The sequence below is a fragment of the Mesorhizobium sp. LjNodule214 genome (assembly GCF_964252735.1).
Taxonomy (GTDB): Bacteria; Pseudomonadota; Alphaproteobacteria; order Rhizobiales; family Rhizobiaceae; genus Mesorhizobium.
In genome coordinates this window covers 23,258-41,602 of the sequence record NZ_CAXUPE020000008.1, presented here as the reverse complement: position 1 = coordinate 41,602, position 18,345 = coordinate 23,258, and the positions used below count along the sequence as shown (strand labels likewise).

Here is an 18,345-nt window from a genome sequence, read left to right as displayed (position 1 = left end):
AAAGCCTGCTGCTGCGTGTCTGCAGTGTGGGTGCCGGACAATTGAACGTCCGCCGGCCGCCGCTTGAGCGCCATGGCGGTGCCGCCCGCAGCCATAATGGCGCGGTTTGATGCGGACCTTTCCATGATTGCGCTTGAAGCCATCGTCACCAGCAGAACCTTTTGAACCAAAGCCCGGAAAGACCGGACCAGCTTGTTTGCTCATACAGAGCCGGCGCGGGACAAACCCGGCCGTTTTCCTCACGCAGGCGATTCCCCCGCCACGGGCGCGCACCTGCGAAATTCGTCGCGATCACCTGAAGCCTTTTCGCTGGAAGCGAAAGGAGCCGCTTTTCATCTGACCTGTAGCAGGAAGCTGCGGAGGAAGCGGTTCCAGGATTGCAGTGATCCACTATCGCTTTTATGATTTGGCGGCATGGAAGGCAACCCCGATTTAGGATGCCGGCAAAAAGCGGTTCCCTTGGGGAAGCACAGGCTCCAAATCCTTGTCCGAGAAGGCTTGGTTAACCTTCTCTGGATACCAATCGTTAATCGAGTCCGCGGCCTAACCGGCACTTCGACGAAACGACCCGGCGCCTGGCGCCAAACCGGGAGCGACTGGAAAGAAATGGGACTGGCAGGCACCGCAAACAAGGGTCATGGCGCCGCTGGGCCTTTGCATGCCGTCCGCACTCTTTTGCTGATGGTGATTTTCCTCGCTTTTGCCACCGTTTCTGACGCCGCCGACGCGTCGCTCGGCGCCACCGGCTACAAGATGGCGGGCGATGCCACCAAGATGCGCATCGTCATGAATTTCGATCGCGAGCCCGACATCAAATGGTTCCTGCTGCGCGGCCCCAATCGTCTGGTCGTCGATTTGCCGCGCACCAGGTTCGCCATCAATGCCAGGGACGTGAAGGCCCGCGGCCTGGTCAAGTCCGTGCGCTACGGCGATCTCGGCCAGGGATCGCGGCTGATCCTCACCGGCAAGGGGCCGTTTTCGGTCGACAAGCTCGACGTGCTCAAGAACGACGACGGCAACGGCTACCGAATCGCCATCGACATGTCGGCGGCCTCGGCGCGGGAATTCGACGCCGCGCTCGCCAATCAGGCGCTGACCACCGGTTCGACGGTCTCGACCGACAAGGGCTCCAGGGTCGGCACCGGGCCGATCTCCAATCCGGGCCACCGCTTCACGGTCGTCATCGATCCCGGCCATGGCGGTATCGACGGTGGGGCCGAGGGGCTCCACGGCACCATCGAGAAGAACGTCACGCTCGCCTTCGCCACCGAATTACGCGAAAGGCTTTCCGCGGTCGGCAGCTACGACGTGTTCATGACGCGCGAGAAGGACGAGTTCCTGCGGCTGGACGACCGGGTGCGCATCGCCCGCCAGCATGAGGCCGACCTGTTGATCTCGATCCATGCCGACACGATCAGCGTCAAGGGCATTCGGGGTGCCACAGTCTACACCGTATCCGACAAGGCATCCGATCCAGAGGCGCAGGCGTTGGCCGATCGCGAAAACCTCTCCGATCAGTTCGCCGGCATGGAGATCAAGGACGACAACAAGGAAGTCACCGACATCCTGATCGACCTGATCCGCCGCGAGACGCATAATTTCTCGATGAGCTTTGCCCACACGCTCGTCGGCCAGCTCTCCACCAGTGTCGGGCTCATCAACAATCCGCAGCGTTCCGCCGGCTTCAAGGTGCTGAAGGCACCCGACGTGCCTTCGGTGCTGGTCGAGCTCGGCTACCTGTCGAACGCCAAGGACGAGGCGCAATTGCTGGATGCCGACTGGCGCAGCAAGGCGGCGCAGAGCATCACCAATGCCGTCGCGCTGTTCGCCTCGGCCAAGATGGGGACGGGAGCCGGAGGCTGATATGGCGGCCGCCTGCAACCACAGGCAGCGTTGCACGACGACAACACCCGGCGCTATTATTTCCCGCACGGGAAGCCGAAGTCCCAGCGTTGCCGTATTTTGTCCACATGGTGGCGACATGGGTTTTCCATTGCGGATTGGGACCGTCCCGGAAGCTTGCGCGGAAGGCGGCTTCGTTTAGGAAATTCCCGGACCACGGACTGGAGCGGGCATGATTCGTCTCATCGGCTATTTCTTTGGCATCGGCACGACGCTGGCCCTTCTGGTGGCGGCGGGCGTGGCGATCTATATCGGCCATCTGTCGAAGGACCTGCCCGACTACGAAGTGCTGGCCAAATACGAGCCGCCGGTGACGACGCGCATCCATGCGTCCGACGGATCTCTGATGGCCGAATATGCACGCGAGCGGCGCCTCTATCTGCCGATCCAGGCGGTTCCGGATCGCGTCAAGGCGGCCTTCCTGTCGGCCGAGGACAAGAATTTCTACAACCATCCCGGTATCGACGTGACCGGCCTCGGCCGCGCGGTCATCGTCAATTTGCAGAACGCCGGCTCGGGCAGGCGCCAGGTCGGTGCCTCGACGATCACCCAGCAGGTGGCGAAGAACTTCCTGCTCACCTCGGACCAGACCTACGAGCGCAAGATCAAGGAGATGATCCTGGCCTTCCGCATCGAGCAGGCCTATTCGAAAGACCGCATTCTCGAGCTCTATCTCAACGAGATCTTCTTCGGCTTCGGCGCTTATGGCGTCGCTGGTGCCGCGCTCACCTATTTCGACAAGTCGGTGAACGAGCTGACGGTTGCGGAAGCGGCCTATCTGGCCTCGCTGCCGAAGGGCCCCAACAACTACCATCCCTTCAAGCACGCCGACCGCGCGCTCGAGCGCCGCAACTGGGTCATCGATCAGATGGTCGAGAACGGCTATGTGACGCGCGAAGAGGGCGACAAGGCCAAGGCCGAGCCGCTCGGTGTCACGCCGCGCCGCAACGGCACCTATCTGTTCGCCGGCGAGTACTTCACCGAGGAAGTGCGCCGCCAGATCATCTCCCGCTACGGCGAGAATGCGCTTTACGAAGGCGGTCTGTCCGTCCGCACGACGCTCGATCCGAAGATCCAGCTCATCGCCCGCAAGGCGATGCAGAACGGGTTGCTGAAATACGACACGCTGCGCGGCTATCGCGGCCCGGTGAAGAACATCGACGTCTCCGGCGACTGGGGCGTGCCGCTCGGCAACGTCAAGGGCCTGGAAGACGTGCCGGAATGGTCTTTGGCCGTCGTGCTCGACAGTTCCGAGGCCGGCCTCACCATCGGCCTGCAACCGGCGCGCCAGGTTTCCGGCGACATCGTCAAGGAGCGGGTCGAAGGCACGATCAGCAAGGAAGACATGGGCTTTGCCATGCGCCATGTGGTCGACGGCAAGACGGTCAAGGCCAAGTCGCCGGCCGACGTGCTCCAACCCGGCGACGTCATCTACGTGCAGAAGAACGAAGGTTCCGACAGCGCCTACAGCCTGCGCCAGGTTCCGGAAGTGGAAGGCGGCCTGGTCGCCATGGATCCGCACACCGGCCGCGTGCTGGCCATGGTCGGTGGCTTCTCCTATGCGCAGTCGGAGTTCAACCGGGCGACGCAGGCGATGCGCCAGCCGGGCTCCTCGTTCAAGCCGATCGTCTATTCGGCGGCGCTCGACAATGGCTACACGCCGGCCTCGGTGATCATGGACGGCCCGATCACCATCCAGAGCGGCAACACGACCTGGACGCCGAAGAACTATGACGGCACCGTGGCTGGTCCGGCGACCCTGCGTTCCGGCATCGAAAAATCGCGTAACCTGATGACGGTGCGGCTCGCCAACGACATGGGCATGAAGCTGGTCGTGGAATATGCCGAGCGCTTCGGTGTCTATGACCATCTGGCGCCGTATCTGCCGATGGCACTGGGTTCCGGCGAGACGACGGTGATGCGCATGGTGTCGGCCTATTCGATCATGGCCAATGGCGGCAAGTCGATCAAACCCTCGCTTATCGACCGCATCCAGGACCGCTACGGCAAGACGGTGTTCAAGCAGGACGAGCGCGGCTGCGAAGGTTGCAACGCCAACGAATGGAAGAACCAGCCCGAGCCGGAACTGGTCGACAATGCCGAGCAGGTGCTCGATCCGATGACCGCCTACCAGATCACCTCGATGATGGAAGGTGTCGTGCAGCGCGGTACCGGCGCCACCATCGCCGAGCTCGGCCGTCATATCGCCGGAAAGACCGGCACGACGAACGACGAGAAGGACGCCTGGTTCATAGGCTATACGCCAAACCTCGTTGTCGGCCTTTATATGGGCTACGACACGCCGCGCGGCCTTGGCAAGGGTGCGACCGGTGGCGGTCTGGCGGCGCCGATCTTCAAGGACTTCATGCGCGTGGCGCTGGACGGCACGCCCAATGTCGACTTCCAGGTTCCGGAAGGCATGAAGCTGATTGCCATCAACCGCAAGACGGGCATGCAGGCAGGTGAAGGCGAGGCGGGTACGATCATCGAAGCTTTCAAGCCCGGCACCGGCCCGGCCGACAGCTATTGGGTGATCGGCATGGGTGCCGACGGTTCCAACGGCGCCGGCGGCGCGCTGTCGCCGCAGGCCACGCAGGCCATCCAGTCGGGCGGCGGCGGCCTTTACTGACGAACAGCCTGCAGAGCCTGGGCCGGCTTACGAGCCGGTCCATTTCGCTTTACAGGCGGCGGTGCCGTCCCTATGTATCGCGCCGACCAAGCGCCATTTTCAGCAACAGGATCAGACTTTCAGCCATGCGCGCGGAAACGCAGAACATTGTCGACGAGATCAGGCAGGCGATAACCCTGCTGAGGAGGCATCTTTGACTGGGACCAGGCCATAAAGCGGCTTGAGTACCTGAATGTGCGGGCCGAGGATTCCAGCCTCTGGAACGAGCCGTTGGAAGCGCAGAAGCTGATGCGCGAGCGCCAGGGCCTCGACGAAGGCATCGCGGCGGTCAAGGGCCTGACCCAGGCGCTGGAAGACAATATCGGGCTTATCGAACTCGGTGAGGAAGAGGGCGACGAGGGCGTCATCGCCGAGGCCGAAGCAGCGATCCGCTCGATGCAGGGGGAGGCCAAGGCCCGCCAGGTCGAGACGCTGCTGTCGGGCGAGGCGGACGCCAACGACACCTATCTCGAAATCCACGCCGGCGCCGGCGGCACGGAGAGCCAGGACTGGGCCTCGATGCTTTTGCGCATGTACACGCGCTGGGCGGAACGGCGCCGCTTCAAGGTCGAAGTGCTGGAAGTCCACGACGGCGAAGAGGCCGGCATCAAGTCCGCCACGCTGCTGATCAAGGGCCACAACGCCTATGGCTGGATGAAGACGGAATCCGGCGTCCACCGCCTGGTGCGCATTTCGCCCTATGACAGCAATGCGCGCCGCCATACCTCCTTCGCCAGCGTCTGGGTCTATCCGGTCATCGACGACACGATCGAGATCGACGTTTCCGAATCCGATGTCCGCATCGATACCTATCGCTCGTCCGGCTCGGGCGGCCAGCACGTCAACACCACCGATTCGGCGGTCCGCATCACCCATCTTGCGACCGGCATCGCGGTCGCCTGCCAGGCCGAACGCTCGCAGCACAAGAACAAGGCCAAGGCCTGGGAGATGCTGCGCTCGCGCCTCTACGAGGAAGAGTTGAAGAAGCGCGAAGCGGTGGCCAACGCCACCGAGGCGTCGAAGAGCGACATCGGCTGGGGCCACCAGATCCGCTCCTATGTGCTGCAGCCCTACCAGTTGGTGAAGGATCTGCGCACCGGTGTCGAGAGCACCAGCCCGTCGAGCGTGCTCGACGGCGATCTCGACGATTTCATGGAGGCCTCGCTGTCGCAGCGCATCGAGGGTGGGGCGGGTGAAGCCGTGGCGGACCTCGACTAGGATATGTCCATATCCAGGTGAGGCCGGCCTGCGAACGGCGGTTTCCTGCGCTTCCGGTGCTCACGTACTTTAAGTACGCTCCGCTCCGGTTCTCGGAAACCACCACTCTCGGCTCGGCCTGACCTGAATCTGAACATATCCCAAGCGTTGGGCGAAGGAGGAGCCGGTGACTCGTACGCTAGCCGGAAAATGCTTTTGCGGCGCTGTTCACTACGAGGTGGCGGATGAGTTCGTCTATGCCGCGAACTGCCATTGCTCGAACTGCCGGCGCACCACGGGCTCGGCCTTCAAGCCCTTTGCCGGCATCGAGCGCGAGAAGTTCCGCCTGACAGCAGGCGACGACAGACTGCTTGTCTTCGGCGAGGAAAGCGGCCACGACGCACATTGCGGGCACTGCGGCTCGCTGCTCTATTCGGTGGTGCGCGACGGCGCTTTCGTCCACGTCGCCATGGGCACTTTGGTGGACGACCCGAGCATCCGCCCGACGGCCCACATCTTCGTCGGTTCCAAGGCGAAATGGTTCACAGTCACCGACGACCTGCCGCAGTATAAGGGGCATGTGACCTAAACTTCCGCGGGCGGATGGCTCGGCTTCCGCAGGCGCGTAGGTGGAACCAGCGGCTCGTACTTCGTTGAGTGCAATCCCTGGCCGCAGGCTGCGTTAACTGCTCGTTAACCAAGCCGGCGCACCATTTCGGATGGCAGATGTCGGCGTGCGGGCTGCGGCACTGTGCGCGCAGCAACTCCTTGCGCCGACCAAGGAATCAGCCCAGCATTCGGGCTGAGGGACCAAAAGCATTTATGGCCGGACGCGGCATATCTGCGACCTGACGATCCGGCCACTGGGAAGACACGTTCTGGGAACGGGCAAGCGAAACGCTTGGGGCTCGTTTGAAAGGAACATTTCCATGCCTGCTGCCACAATCCGATCGGCCGCTGCCGTTCAACCGGCTGGCCGACTTCTATGTTCCCTGTTCGCAACCGCCGTGATCGCAGTGCTGACGGCACCTGCTCTCGCGCACGATGCCAAGCCCACCGCAGCGCTGCCGCAGGGCTGGAGCTATCCGTTCGCCTGCTGCGCCAACTACGATTGCCGTACCACGCATACGGGCGAAGTGTTGGAAAGGCCCGAGGGCTATGTGATCGCCGGCACGGGTGAGGTTGTCCCCATGAGCGACAAGCGCGTCAAGGATAGCCCTGACGGCGATTTCCACTGGTGTGCGCACCAGGCTGGGCTCGACGCTGGCAAGACGATCTGCCTGTTCGTGCCGCCACGCTCATATTGAGGCAATCGCGTCCCGGGATCGGCGCGAGGAATTGGCTTTGAGGTTCGGCTTGGGTGCGGCAGGTATGTAAAGCCTGCCGACAGGTGGTTGTCAGGAGCGCTTCTTTATGTTGCCTTTTGCCGCGGGGGCGGCGGGCAACGGAGAGGAGCTCGTTCATGACCATCAAGGGAAGCTGCCACTGCAAGGCGACGACATTCGAGGTTTCGCAAGCGCCTGAAACCGTAACGCAGTGCACATGCTCCTTCTGCTCGAAGCGCGGCTCGCTCTGGGCCTACTACGTTCCCTCGCAATTCAAGCTCACCAGCCCGCCTGAAAACGTCTCTTTCTACCGCTGGGGGTCAAAAACCATAAAGCACGGGTTTTGCGCTACGTGCGGTTGCGGCACCTTCACCGAAACGCCGGACTGGTCGAGCGGCGAGCCCGATTTCGACAATCCGAAGATCAGCGTGAATTCGCGCCTGTTCGACGATTTCGACCTCGACAAGGTCGAGGTGGTCGTCATCGACGGCAGGAACCTCTGGTAAACCGTCTCGAACAGCTTGGCGCAGCGGCCCGCGATTGCGTCTGGAAAGCCTTGGCCGGCGCTTTTCCCGTTCCGCTTTTTCGCCGTATTTCATGCTACAAGTCCCGGGGAAGGGCTTATATGCGCGGCTGCAACGGCTGCGGTTTGAAGAGGGACGATCCTATGAAAAAGACTGTGCTCGTCGTCGTGGCGACGGCTGTGCTCGTGAGCGCTTGCACCACAACCGATCCGTACACCGGGGAGCAAAAGGTCTCCAACACGGCAGCCGGCGCCGGCCTCGGCGCGCTGGCCGGTGCGGGCATCGGCCTGCTTGCCGGCGGCAACGACCGCCGCAACGCGCTGATTGGCGCCGGCATCGGCGCGCTTGCCGGCGGCGCCATCGGCGCCACCATGGACCAGAACGAGGCGGAACTGCGCCGCCAGCTCCAGGGCACCGGCGTCAGCGTCACGCGCACCGGCGACCAGATCATCCTCAACATGCCGTCCGACATCACCTTCAATGTCGACCAGGACGCGGTGAAGCCGGGCTTCTATCAGGTGCTGAATTCGGTGGCGCTGGTGCTGAACAAGTTCCGCCAGACCACGGTCGATGTGTTCGGCCACACCGATTCGACCGGCGGCGACGAGCACAATTTCGATCTGTCGCAGCGCCGCGCGCTGGCGGTCGCCAACTATCTGTCCGGGCAGGGCGTCGATTCGCGCCGTTTCGCCGTCACCGGCTTCGGCAAGACCCGCCCGATCGCGTCCAACGCGACAACGGCCGGCCGCGCCCAGAACCGGCGCGTCGAGATCCAGCTCTCGCCGCTCACCTGAGCAAGGGCAGCACCAAATATGCGAACGGCCCTGCGAGGGGCCGTTTTCTTATGGCAATGCAGGAATGCCCCAGCGCGTGGCGAACGCGGTGTGAGACCTTGGCGGCGTCAGACTTTGGCGACGATCCGCATGAAGGCCGGCATGTCGTCGCCGAAGCCGACGGTGGCGTCGTTGTCTTCCTGGCGGTGACGGGCAGGGCGATTGTTGTCGCGCTGCGGCCTCGAATCGCCGCGCTCCGGCGTACGGCTCTCGTTGCGATCGGCCTTGCGCTCGGTGTTTTCCGAACGGATCGCTTCCTTGCGCGCGCGCCGCTCGCCGATGTCGGCGACCGTGGCCTCGGCCGGCTGCTCCGCGGTCACCGTTTCCGGCGCTGCGTCTTCCGCGTGCCTGGCGTGACGTTCGCGTGGCTTGCGCTCGCCCTTTTCCTTGCGGTCGTCGTCCTTGCGGCCGGCGCGGCGCGGCGCGCCGCGGCCACGGCGCGGCGTTTCGTCCTCGCTGGCGACCACCGTCGACAGGTCGCCGTCATGCCACTCGATCTTGTTGCCGATCAGCCGCTCGATGGCGTCGATGTATTTGGTGTCCGACTTGGTGGCGATGGTGAAGGATTTGCCAGAGCGTCCGGCACGGCCGGTGCGGCCGATCCGGTGGACATAGTCCTCGGCATGGATCGGCACGTCGTAGTTGAAGACGTGGCTGACATCCGGGATGTCGAGGCCGCGCGCGGCGACGTCAGAAGCGACGAGGTAGCGCAGCTTGCCGTCACGGAAATTGGCCAGCATCTGCATGCGCGCGCGCTGGTCCATGTCGCCATGCAGGGCGCCGGCGTCGAAATCATACTTCAGCAGCGAGCGGAACAGTTCCGACACTTCGACCTTGCGGTTGCAGAAGATGATGGCGTTCTTCAGCTCGGCGTCTTCGGCCTTCATCAAATTGCGCAGCGTCTCGCGCTTGTCCCAGGGTTTTGAGCCGGACTTCACCAGGCGCTGGATGATGCTGGTGGCAGTTGAGGCTGCCTTGGAAACCTCGACGCGCACCGGTGCGTGCAGGAATTTTTCGGTGAGCTTGGTGATCTCGGGCGGCATCGTCGCCGAGAAGAACAGCGTCTGCCGGGTGAACGGGATCATCTCGCAGATGCGCTCGATGTCGGGGATGAAGCCCATGTCGAGCATGCGGTCGGCCTCGTCGATGACGAGGATCTCGACGCCGTTGAGCAAGAGCTTGCCGCGCTCGCGGTGGTCGAGCAGGCGGCCGGGCGTCGCGATCAGCACGTCGGCGCCGCGCTCCAGCTTCTTGTCCTGCTCGTCGAAGGAGACGCCGCCGATCAAGAGCGCGATGTTGAGCTTATGGTTCTTGCCGTATCTGATGAAGTTTTCCTCGACCTGCGCGGCGAGTTCGCGCGTCGGCTCGAGGATCAGCGTGCGCGGCATACGAGCGCGGGCGCGGCCCTTTTCCAGCCGGGTCAGCATCGGCAGCACGAAGGATGCCGTCTTGCCGGTGCCGGTCTGGGCAATGCCCAAAATATCCTTGCCGAGCAAGGCGTGCGGAATGGCGCCGGCCTGGATCGGAGTCGGCTGCGTGTAGCCGGCGTCGGTGACTGCGGAAAGGACCTTCGGCGACAGGCCGAGGTCCGAAAAAGTCAACGCTTCTTGAGCGGTCTGAGTGTCTGAGGACAAGTCTTGCTGTCTTTGGCTGGTTCGGGGAAGCGCAACGGCATCCGTCGCGGCAAGCGCTGCGCGCCTGCAAGATCGGTAATGCGATTAGGCGCAAGCCCGCGATTTGTCAACAGAAACGGGCCGGAATGCTACGATTGTGAAATCGTAAGCTTAATCGCGATGCTTAATCGAGGCCCTGTCGTTGCGCCGGCTCAATAGCGGAACTGCTCCGCCAGGATGCGCTCGTTCCACGAATGATTGGGGTCAAACAGCAACGTTGCTGTCGCCGTCGTCGATTCCCGCACCGTGACCGAGGCCACCGCCTTCACCTCGGTATGGTCGGCGGCGGCGTTCACCGGCCGCTTTTCCGGCTCCAGAATGTCGAAGCGAACCGTCGCCTTGTTGGAGAGCAACGCGCCACGCCAGCGGCGCGGGCGGAACGGGCTGACCGGGGTCAACGCCAGCAGCGGCGCATCGAGCGGCAGGATCGGCCCGTGCGCGGACAGATTGTAGGCGGTCGAGCCGGCGGGCGTCGCGATCATGACGCCGTCGCAGTTCAATTCCTCCAGCCGCACCTGCTCGTCGACGGTGATGCGGATCTTGGCCGTCTGGTAGGATTGCCGCCACAGCGCGACCTCGTTGATGGCGAGAGCCGAAACCGTTTCGCCCGCATGCGTGAGCGCCAGCATCTCCAGCGGACGGATGGTCTCGGCGACGGCCGCCGTGATGCGCTCGACGAGGCCGCCAGTGCGGTATTCGTTCATCAGGAAGCCGATGGTGCCACGGTTCATGCCGTAGACCTTCTTTCCCGTACTCATCGTGTCGCGCAGGGTCTGCAGCAGGAAACCGTCGCCGCCAAGTGCCACGACAATCTCGGCGTCTTCGACTGAAGACTGGCCATAGCGCGCCGACAGGTTTTCCAGCGCTGCCTTGGCGTCGGCTGTGTCGGAGGAAACGAAGGCGAGACGGCTGGCGGCTTTGCTCATGGTTCCCCGATGACGACCGATTGGCGGCGACCGGTTTGCCGGGCCGCGCCTGCGCCGGGGTAGCATGGGCCACCCGCATCTGCAAAGGGAGGCCGGGCCTCGATACGGCACCGGGGGCATGGCCGCTCGCGCATCTTGTCGCAGAACAAGGGAATGTGATGGTTAAGACGGGACTTAAGCTCTCGTAAAGCCGGATCGATCATGTTAGCCGGCAGTGATGGGCGGCGTGGGGGCCAGCCAGTCGAGACCTGTCTATTGCCTGTGACCCGAATGATCATCGTCTTCCTGATGCTGGGAAGCTTTGCCCTCCTCTTTTCCGAATTGGTGCGCCAGTCCGAAGAAATGAGCATCCGGCCGCAGCCCACCGCCTCGCGCTGCGGCGATGCAGCCGGCATGCCCTGTCCGCAAAAGGCGCTGTAGGTTCGCAAATCCGGTGATCATTGACGCCAGATAAGCGGCCGACTCCGAGATTGGAGTCTGTGCTTTCGTCCTCTCGGGTGTCACGATTGGCCACTGCGCAGGGCACGCCGCAGGAAGCAATGTGACGAAAGACGTTCCGCCTTGCACCTTATTCGGCGGCGAGACTTTTCTTGGCGCCCGCTTTTCCATTCCAGTCCACCAGACCAGTCCCGCTCCAGTGGCCAAACGATGTTATGTCCAGCTTCGGTCGCTTCAACTGACGCCATATATGGATCATGTTCAGGACCCGGGTGTCGTCGAACATGACGATTGGGTCCTTCGGCAAGGTTAGAGCACCCAAAGTGTCGATGAAATTCTGTTCGGTGACGCCGTCTTTCGGGGCATCTATAAAAATGAAATCGGCCTCTGCAAAAAGGCTTCGATAGGGCGCCATCCCCTCGGGCGTTGTAACGTCAGCCAGATGCTGAACTATGCGCCCATCTGCGAAATCAGCTTGGCGAAACCAGGATCGCTTAAGGCTATTCCATGGCACGATGTCGAAAGTAACAACCCTACCGCCTGGCGGGAGCGCGGAGGCGATCGACAGCGTTCCCATGCCCGTCCAGGTTCCAATCTCGATAACGGTCAAGGCTTCCAGATCAGCCACCAACGCGGCGAGAAGCCGGTAGTGTTCTCCTGGCCAAGTGCGGTACCAGCGCCGCTCCTTGGCTTTTCGACTGTCGAGGTCGGGAAAAGAAATATCGGCAGCGCGACTCGCCGCTCTAATGGCTAGATCAACCAGGCGTCGCGTTGGCTGCCACGCCTCGTCGTCGGAGCTTAAAATTATCGACTCCAGCTTATGTCTCGCCGGAGTGCGCAGCAAAGCCTGTTCCATGGGAGCAAGCTCGGGACGCTTTTTTCTAAAATTGAACATGGCTGATACCTCGCTTGAGCCGCACATACTGGCTCCTCTCAGGTCCCACAAGCCCAAGAGTGGTCGAAAGAGAAACAAGAGAATTGTTATCGGGGTGCAGTCTGAAAATGCTTCGCAACAAAGATTTCTATCGGGCCGGTTAGCGTGTCGGCCTCTTGTTTGATCTTGTTGTCATCCCATTCCCACCAGCGGATTGCGAGCAACTTTGAGATAATCTCGTCGGCGAAGCGGAACCGGATAATTCTCGCAGGGTTCCCAGCGACAATTGCATAGGGTGGCACATCTTTGGTGACCACTGCGCCCGCGCCGACGACGGCACCATGACCGATGCTTACGCCAGGCAATATGGTCGCTCTGAAACCGACCCAGACGTCGTTGCCAATATTCACGCCGGCTCGCTTTCCGCCATTGTCGACCGGCGAAGGCCCTTTCAGCAGCTGCATGTGGACCGGGAACGATGTCGCGCAGTCCATCGAGTGATTGCCGGAGCACATGATGACGACTTGGCCGGCGATCGAGCAAAAAGAGCCGACATTCAAGGGTGCCTCTGCGGACTGCATGGAAACCGTGTGCTTCGTTATGCCATAGGTGTGGCGTCCAACAGTTACGTGCGCTGCCAACGGGTGCCTTGCTCCGAGGATGCGATGCTGGCGCAACCAGTTGGATAGTTTCGACAAAGGGAATCTCCAAAAAACAAACGACTATAAGTTTGGCGCCGCAGAGCGGTATCCAGCGTTGGTGCTGATACTATTCGGAATCCCAAAGGAATGGCCATGACGAGCGCAATCCTGCTCAGGCACGCACTTAGTCGCGCGCGTTGTGACCGAAGAAACGCCGGCTGGCCTTTTTCCAACTCCAGCTGATCCGTTTCAGCCAAAGGTGACGAGCCGAGCCTGCGACCGAGCTTTGGAACGCACCGTTCTGGCTTCCCTGTTCAACGATCGGCCGCTCGAACCAGAGCATTTCTATGCCCAACTTCTCATCGATATGTTCAATCTGATGGTCGATCGGCTTTGACAGCTTGTGCTCGGCCAACCAATCGAGCCTAGCTTTGGCGACCGGGCGCGTGATCAGGTATGAATCGGCGCAGCGCGCATGGAGCCCCGGATAGAGTCTCTGGCCCTTCCGCAACTTCCATCGAGGCACATAATAATTGCTGCCGCTGCCGAGATAGACGACAGCCTTCCGGTCTGGACTGCCGAACTCGGCAATGCACTCGCCCAGTTTGACAACGAAGTCGGCGTCAAGGAACACATCGTCCTCGAACACCAGGCAAAACGGCTTGTCCGTTTCGAGAAACTCCCGCCATATGCCGACCTGCTTCAGGGCAAGCGAGACTTCGGACGGCCGCAATTTGTCCGATCCGACAAAGGACGTGCGGACTTCCTCCGTGATATCCGCAACGTCCCAGTCGAGAAAGAAATGGACTGGCACGCCGCGCCGGCCGAACTCCTTCAGAATATGACGCTCCCGGTCCTCGTAGCCTTGTTTGACGTGGCATACGCGGACAAAGACCTTGCCGGTTGGGAACTCTTGCATTGTGCGTCTGTAATGTTGCAGGTCTCGAAAATCCAGAGGCGCCATCTATGCATTGCACCCGCGGCAGTCGATACCGGTGGCGGATCAGGAATCGCTGGCAATCCGCTCCTGGGCGCCGCCGAGGTAGGTTTCCCAAACATAGTCGCGCAACAATTCGCGATGCTGCGGTGTGCGGTGATGGCGGGTTTTTTGGTCGGCGTAGGAGGAGCCTCCGACATGAAAGAAAGCGGCGTCAAACATCTGATGATGCTCACTGCGTTCGCCAGCCAGCACGACAGCAGCGGGTTCTTCGACCGCAGCTGAAATGTCTGCTTTTGCCAGGCGCGAATAGAGCGGCAGCCAGTTGCCGCCGCCGGTGTCCAGGCCGAGTTCCATGCGCGGCCCGAAATCCAGATCCAGTCCCTCGACGGCCGCGAAGCGGAAGAAGCAGAAGCCTCCCCAAAGATGCCATTTGGGATCGTCTTTGCTTGGCTTGTAGCGGAAATTCTCGTTGGCAGGCAGCTTAAGACCATAAACGACCTTTCCTTCCATCCGCGCGGGAATGTCGAAGGGGGCGACCGGGAAGCAATCGTGATCGATGTATCCAAAGAATTCCGGCCGAAGGTGCCTGACGATGTTGTCAAACACCCAGGTCAGGGCCGTCCCATGCGAACGCGACCAATGGCGCTCACGACGGTTGGGCAAGCCGAGGTAAGGTACGCCTCTTGCCGAGCAGATGCGTTCAATCGATTTTCTCGCTGCATCGCTGGACGAATTGTCCACGACCACGAGCGACAATCCCGGCGCATAGATCTGCCATGCCTTGGTCAATGCATCGATGACCCAAGGCGTGTTGAAAGCGATGGTGAAGCAAACCCTGGACAATCCGGATTTTTGCAAATGGCGCGCGAATTCCCGCCCGCGGCTGGCTCCCTTGGCCTGATAGATTCGATAGGATAGTTGGTCGCGGATCGATTTCGCCTTGCCGACGAAGCTGCTGGCGTTGATCGCATCGACGGTTCTCTTCAGAATTTTTCGTGCCATCACCTATCCTCATTTCCGAAGCGGGCGCATCCGGTCGAGCCACGTTGCCGACCGCTTCCGGAATTCCAGTCGCTTGTAAAGCGTTTGATGTTGCTATGGGCATGCGTCAAACGTTCACGGCGCGTCGCCCGTGGTCAATCATGTCTAGTGCGTCACGACCTGAAGGTTGGCGTTACCGTAGAATGTGTAGGCGAGGTAGGTCGGGTCGCCGGTCTCGTAGAAGCGTTTGCGCACCGTCGCCAGCACTTCGGCCAGATAGACCGGCCCGTGCTCGAGCCGGCCGGTGATGCCGCTGTAAAAATCGGTCGAGAAATCGGCGGCCGCGCGATCGGTCAGCGGCCACATGCCGCCGATGAAGCCGGACGCGCCACCGGCCAACACCGCCGGACCCCAGCCCTGGACGAAGCCGCCGAGCATCTGCGAGCGCCCGGTGTCGCAGGCGTTGAAGAAATAGAACGGGTTACCCTTGCCGTGCGCGCCAGCGACCAGCGCGCGCCAGGTGTCAGGGTCGAGCGCCTGGTCGACGAGGTCGATGGCAAAGACCGGCCGGCCGCTACTTGGCTGGTTGACCTCGCCATGGCCGGAAAAATGGATGAATCCGGTCGAGACCTCCCCGACCAGTTTTCCAAAGGAGACGAAATCGCCGTCGAAGCGACGGTAGCCGGCGAGCTTGCTCAGCGCTGCGATCTCGACCTGCTGGAACCGCAGCGACTGCTTGTCGACATAGGAGGGAGCGATAGCCGCGACACCGGTGAAGGCCATCCGGTCGAGCGGATTGTCGACCTGCGAGGACGTGCTGCGTGGCGCCCAGCGCGCCAGCCGGTAGCTCATGCCGAGGAAGCCGTCTCTGCTTGCGTCCCCCTCCCTCTGAGGGCGGATCAATTCCCAGGGCAGGGTGGGGCTGTTCGAGGTGATCTGGATCGAATGCAGTTTGCTGTTGTCGCGCAGCGACCAATACACGTCCTTGAACGCCTTCGGCACATAGTTCCGGTAGAGGGTGTCGCCAAAGCCTTCGGCGGCGAGCGTGACAAAACGCTTTTGCGCGTCCGGGTCGCTGCTTGCGGCTGGTTGTTGCAGCGAGGTCGCACCGCGCAGGCTCAATCCGAGCTGCAGCAGGCGGTGGTATTCGGAGTCCAGCCATGCCGCCATTTCCGGTGGGGTCGAGAACGTATCGGTCACCGGGCCAGCCAGGTGCGGCGAATGGATGATGATCTGGCCTGCGCCCAGCCCACTCGGGTCGTCATAGAGGACGGTTACGTCGAGATCGGGAACGTCACCGGTTCTGGTGGGGCCGAGTTCGACACTGCCGGTCACGGCCGACTGCGGTAGCGTAGAGACCAGCAACATGGCCGGGGCTGTGTCGGCGGTCGCTTCGACAGACGGTGCGGCCGGCTGCGATCGCTTGATGGTGACGGGCCGCGACGCGGAGCCGAGAAAGCGGCCGGCGGTGTAGATGCGGGCGATGAACTGGCTGGGCTTGCTATCTCTGGCGATCGGCCGCGCCTTCAGGTTGAAGCGGACAAAATCGCTATCGCCCTGGCGATAGAGCGTCGTCTGCCGGCTCCACTTGCCGCCATCGGTGAGATCGAAACCGGTGGCGAAGAGATCGATGTCGATCGGCCAAGCGTCGGCTCCAGCCGGCATTGCCATGGCCAGCGCGCCGTCCGCCGTGACCGACGAGCCGGGGGCGGCTTTCACCTTTACCTCCGGCGACAATTGCTCCTCGGTCAGCGCGATGGAAACGGTCACCGTCTCGCCGGCGATGATTTCGTCCGGCGCATCGATGGTCGGATGGCGCACCACTTCGACCTCACCGCTGTCGGCGGGCTGGGAAACTGCGCCGGGAGGTGCATCAAGCGGCGGCACAGAAGGCGCGTCGGCAGTCGTCGGCAAATCGGGTAGCGGGGAAGGCGGCTCGATGGCAGGCAATGGGGCGGGCTTCGGCATCGGGGCAGGCGGTGGTGCCGGCTCTGTGCCGCTGGCCTGGCCGTCCTGCTGATAGGCGCCGCCGAGATTGTTCTGCGCCGCGGCGGCAGCCTTGGCAGCTTCTTCCGCGTATCGTTGTCGAGCTAACTCCTCTTGCCGCTGGCGCTCCTGTTCCTGGCGCCCCTGTTCCTGGCGCTTGTATTCCTCGTAGGCTGCGGCCTCTTCAGCGTCGCCTTTCATCCAGGCTTCCGAGTTGCCAGGGGCAACGTCCATCGGATAGGGCTCCTGCCCGCCGCCATCGAAACTGCCGGAGCCATGGTCGCTGCCGTCGCCGCCCCAGCCGCCACCCCCGGAATCGTAGCTGCCACCGCCGCTGCCGAAGCCTGCTATCGGTGGCGGAACGGGTTCGGGTGCAGCCGCTTCCGGTGGGGCTTCGACGGGCGCCGGTGCGGCAGCGGCCGGCACATTCGGTATCAGCACAAAATTGCCGTCCGCCGAAAGGCCATATGCCACCCACGGCCGCTGAGCACCGAGTGTCTTGTCCGCAACGGTTTGCGTGACCGAAGCGAGCATGGCGCGGATGTTCGTGCCCCGCCCGGTCAGCGCGGCCGTGAGCGCATCGGCAAATGCCGTGACTGGCCTGTTTTCGTTCAGGGCGACGGCTCCCGGCTGGGCGGAAAAGGCGACGATGGCATTGGACGGCGGAGTGACTGCCGCCAGACCTCGCGTGACGGCCGCCGTCGGATTGTGTCCGTCGCCAGGATTGTCCAGCAAGACCAATTTGAAGGTCGGTGTGGCCTCTAGCGCCTGCATGAACAGATCGAGGGGCAATGCCGTCTCGTCGGTCGCTTCCTTTGAATTGGTCCGCGCGCCGCGCGTCAGCAGATAGTTCCTGTCATTGGCCTGAGCCGTGTGGCCGACATAGTAGAAGACGCCGACGGAATCGGCGGCACTCAGCGACTTGGCGAAATCGTACATGGCGTGCGCCACATCGGCGCGATCGCCGTCGGCCACTTGCCTCACGGTGAAGCCAAGCGACCGCAGGCATGCTGCAACGAGTTCGGCGCTCATCTCGGCGTTGGCGATGGCCGGGGTATTGTCATAGGCCGGGTTGGCGATAACCAGCGCGATACGCTCCTCGCCGCGCGCGGCGGAGGAGAGCGCTATAGTCAGCAGCAGCACGGCCGCCAGAAGAAGGCGCATGATCCTGATCCAAGCCTTTAGGCCGCGACGATCACGCCGCCCCAATTTATCAATGGCCCCGTCCTTGAGCATATCATGACGGGTTGGCCGGCGCATCGAGTGCTTCGGGTTGCGGTCATGGCGGCAACGAGGTGCCCTCGGGGCGCGCACGTCCCGGCTAAGGACCCACGTCATCTAGGATTGCGCACAGGCGCATACTTCAAAAAGATATTGACTGTATGTTTAGTCATAGTTATCCCTAACGGTGAGAACTGAGTTGGCCAGCCGGCGTCC

15 protein-coding genes are annotated in these 18,345 nt (G+C 62.3%); 8 read left to right on the top strand and 7 right to left on the bottom strand.

Annotated features, from left to right (window positions below):
- Positions 1-606: 606 nt before the first annotated feature.
- The 7 genes from ACSQ3Z_RS36675 to ACSQ3Z_RS36645 all read left to right on the top strand — a co-directional run bounded on the left by ACSQ3Z_RS36675 (position 607) and on the right by ACSQ3Z_RS36645 (position 8,410).
- Positions 607-1,863, top strand: coding sequence for an N-acetylmuramoyl-L-alanine amidase (locus tag ACSQ3Z_RS36675; protein ID WP_436175938.1), 1,257 nt, complete (start codon positions 607-609; stop codon positions 1,861-1,863).
- A gap of 211 nt (positions 1,864-2,074) precedes the next feature.
- A complete protein-coding gene (locus ACSQ3Z_RS36670; protein ID WP_436175937.1) occupies positions 2,075-4,531 on the top strand; it encodes a penicillin-binding protein 1A in 2,457 nt (818 codons plus the stop codon).
- A gap of 125 nt (positions 4,532-4,656) precedes the next feature.
- Positions 4,657-5,788 (top strand): peptide chain release factor 2 gene (gene prfB, locus ACSQ3Z_RS36665; protein ID WP_436175936.1). Its coding sequence is split into 2 segments (ribosomal slippage): positions 4,657-4,722 and positions 4,724-5,788, totalling 1,131 coding nucleotides; the frame shifts between segments, so codons are not numbered across the junction.
- A 166-nt stretch (positions 5,789-5,954) separates the two neighbouring features.
- Positions 5,955-6,356 (top strand): GFA family protein, encoded by a 402-nt coding sequence (locus tag ACSQ3Z_RS36660; protein WP_436175935.1) that lies wholly within the window; start codon positions 5,955-5,957, stop codon positions 6,354-6,356.
- A gap of 340 nt (positions 6,357-6,696) precedes the next feature.
- Entirely contained in the window at positions 6,697-7,074 is a 378-nt protein-coding gene (locus tag ACSQ3Z_RS36655) for a hypothetical protein (protein WP_436175934.1), read from the top strand.
- A gap of 155 nt (positions 7,075-7,229) precedes the next feature.
- Positions 7,230-7,598 (top strand): GFA family protein, encoded by a 369-nt coding sequence (locus ACSQ3Z_RS36650; protein WP_192177521.1) that lies wholly within the window; start codon positions 7,230-7,232, stop codon positions 7,596-7,598.
- A gap of 161 nt (positions 7,599-7,759) precedes the next feature.
- Positions 7,760-8,410, top strand: coding sequence for an OmpA family protein (locus ACSQ3Z_RS36645; RefSeq protein ID WP_436175933.1), 651 nt, complete (start codon positions 7,760-7,762; stop codon positions 8,408-8,410).
- 107 nt (positions 8,411-8,517) lie between these two features.
- Here the strand turns inward: ACSQ3Z_RS36645 and ACSQ3Z_RS36640 are convergent, their stop codons facing one another.
- Together ACSQ3Z_RS36640 and ACSQ3Z_RS36635 are read right to left on the bottom strand one after the other, a co-directional pair.
- Positions 8,518-10,083 carry a DEAD/DEAH box helicase gene (locus ACSQ3Z_RS36640; protein WP_436175932.1) on the bottom strand — a complete coding sequence of 522 codons (1,566 nt, stop codon included), beginning with the start codon at positions 10,081-10,083 and terminating at the stop codon, positions 8,518-8,520.
- 191 nt (positions 10,084-10,274) lie between these two features.
- On the bottom strand, positions 10,275-11,048 hold the full coding sequence (locus ACSQ3Z_RS36635) for an NAD kinase (RefSeq protein WP_436175931.1): 774 nt from the start codon (positions 11,046-11,048) through the stop codon (positions 10,275-10,277).
- Between the two features lie 270 nt (positions 11,049-11,318).
- On the opposite strand from ACSQ3Z_RS36635, the gene ACSQ3Z_RS36630 reads away from it, so the two are divergent.
- On the top strand, positions 11,319-11,468 hold the full coding sequence (locus ACSQ3Z_RS36630) for a hypothetical protein (protein ID WP_436175930.1): 150 nt from the start codon (positions 11,319-11,321) through the stop codon (positions 11,466-11,468).
- Positions 11,469-11,616: 148 nt separating this feature from the next.
- Here the strand turns inward: ACSQ3Z_RS36630 and ACSQ3Z_RS36625 are convergent, their stop codons facing one another.
- The 5 genes from ACSQ3Z_RS36625 to ACSQ3Z_RS36605 all read right to left on the bottom strand — a co-directional run bounded on the left by ACSQ3Z_RS36625 (position 11,617) and on the right by ACSQ3Z_RS36605 (position 18,072).
- Positions 11,617-12,381 (bottom strand): O-methyltransferase, encoded by a 765-nt coding sequence (locus ACSQ3Z_RS36625; protein ID WP_436175929.1) that lies wholly within the window; start codon positions 12,379-12,381, stop codon positions 11,617-11,619.
- 86 nt (positions 12,382-12,467) lie between these two features.
- Complete coding sequence (locus ACSQ3Z_RS36620) at positions 12,468-13,058, bottom strand: CatB-related O-acetyltransferase (protein ID WP_436175928.1); 591 nt, start codon at positions 13,056-13,058, stop codon at positions 12,468-12,470.
- A gap of 127 nt (positions 13,059-13,185) precedes the next feature.
- Positions 13,186-13,965 (bottom strand): glycosyltransferase family 25 protein, encoded by a 780-nt coding sequence (locus ACSQ3Z_RS36615; RefSeq protein WP_436175927.1) that lies wholly within the window; start codon positions 13,963-13,965, stop codon positions 13,186-13,188.
- A 39-nt stretch (positions 13,966-14,004) separates the two neighbouring features.
- The gene (locus ACSQ3Z_RS36610) at positions 14,005-14,943 is read right to left on the bottom strand and encodes a hypothetical protein (protein WP_436175926.1); all 939 of its coding nucleotides are present in this window, start codon (positions 14,941-14,943) and stop codon (positions 14,005-14,007) included.
- Positions 14,944-15,087: 144 nt separating this feature from the next.
- Positions 15,088-18,072 carry a caspase family protein gene (locus tag ACSQ3Z_RS36605; protein ID WP_436175925.1) on the bottom strand — a complete coding sequence of 995 codons (2,985 nt, stop codon included), beginning with the start codon at positions 18,070-18,072 and terminating at the stop codon, positions 15,088-15,090.
- Positions 18,073-18,345: the final 273 nt, after the last annotated feature.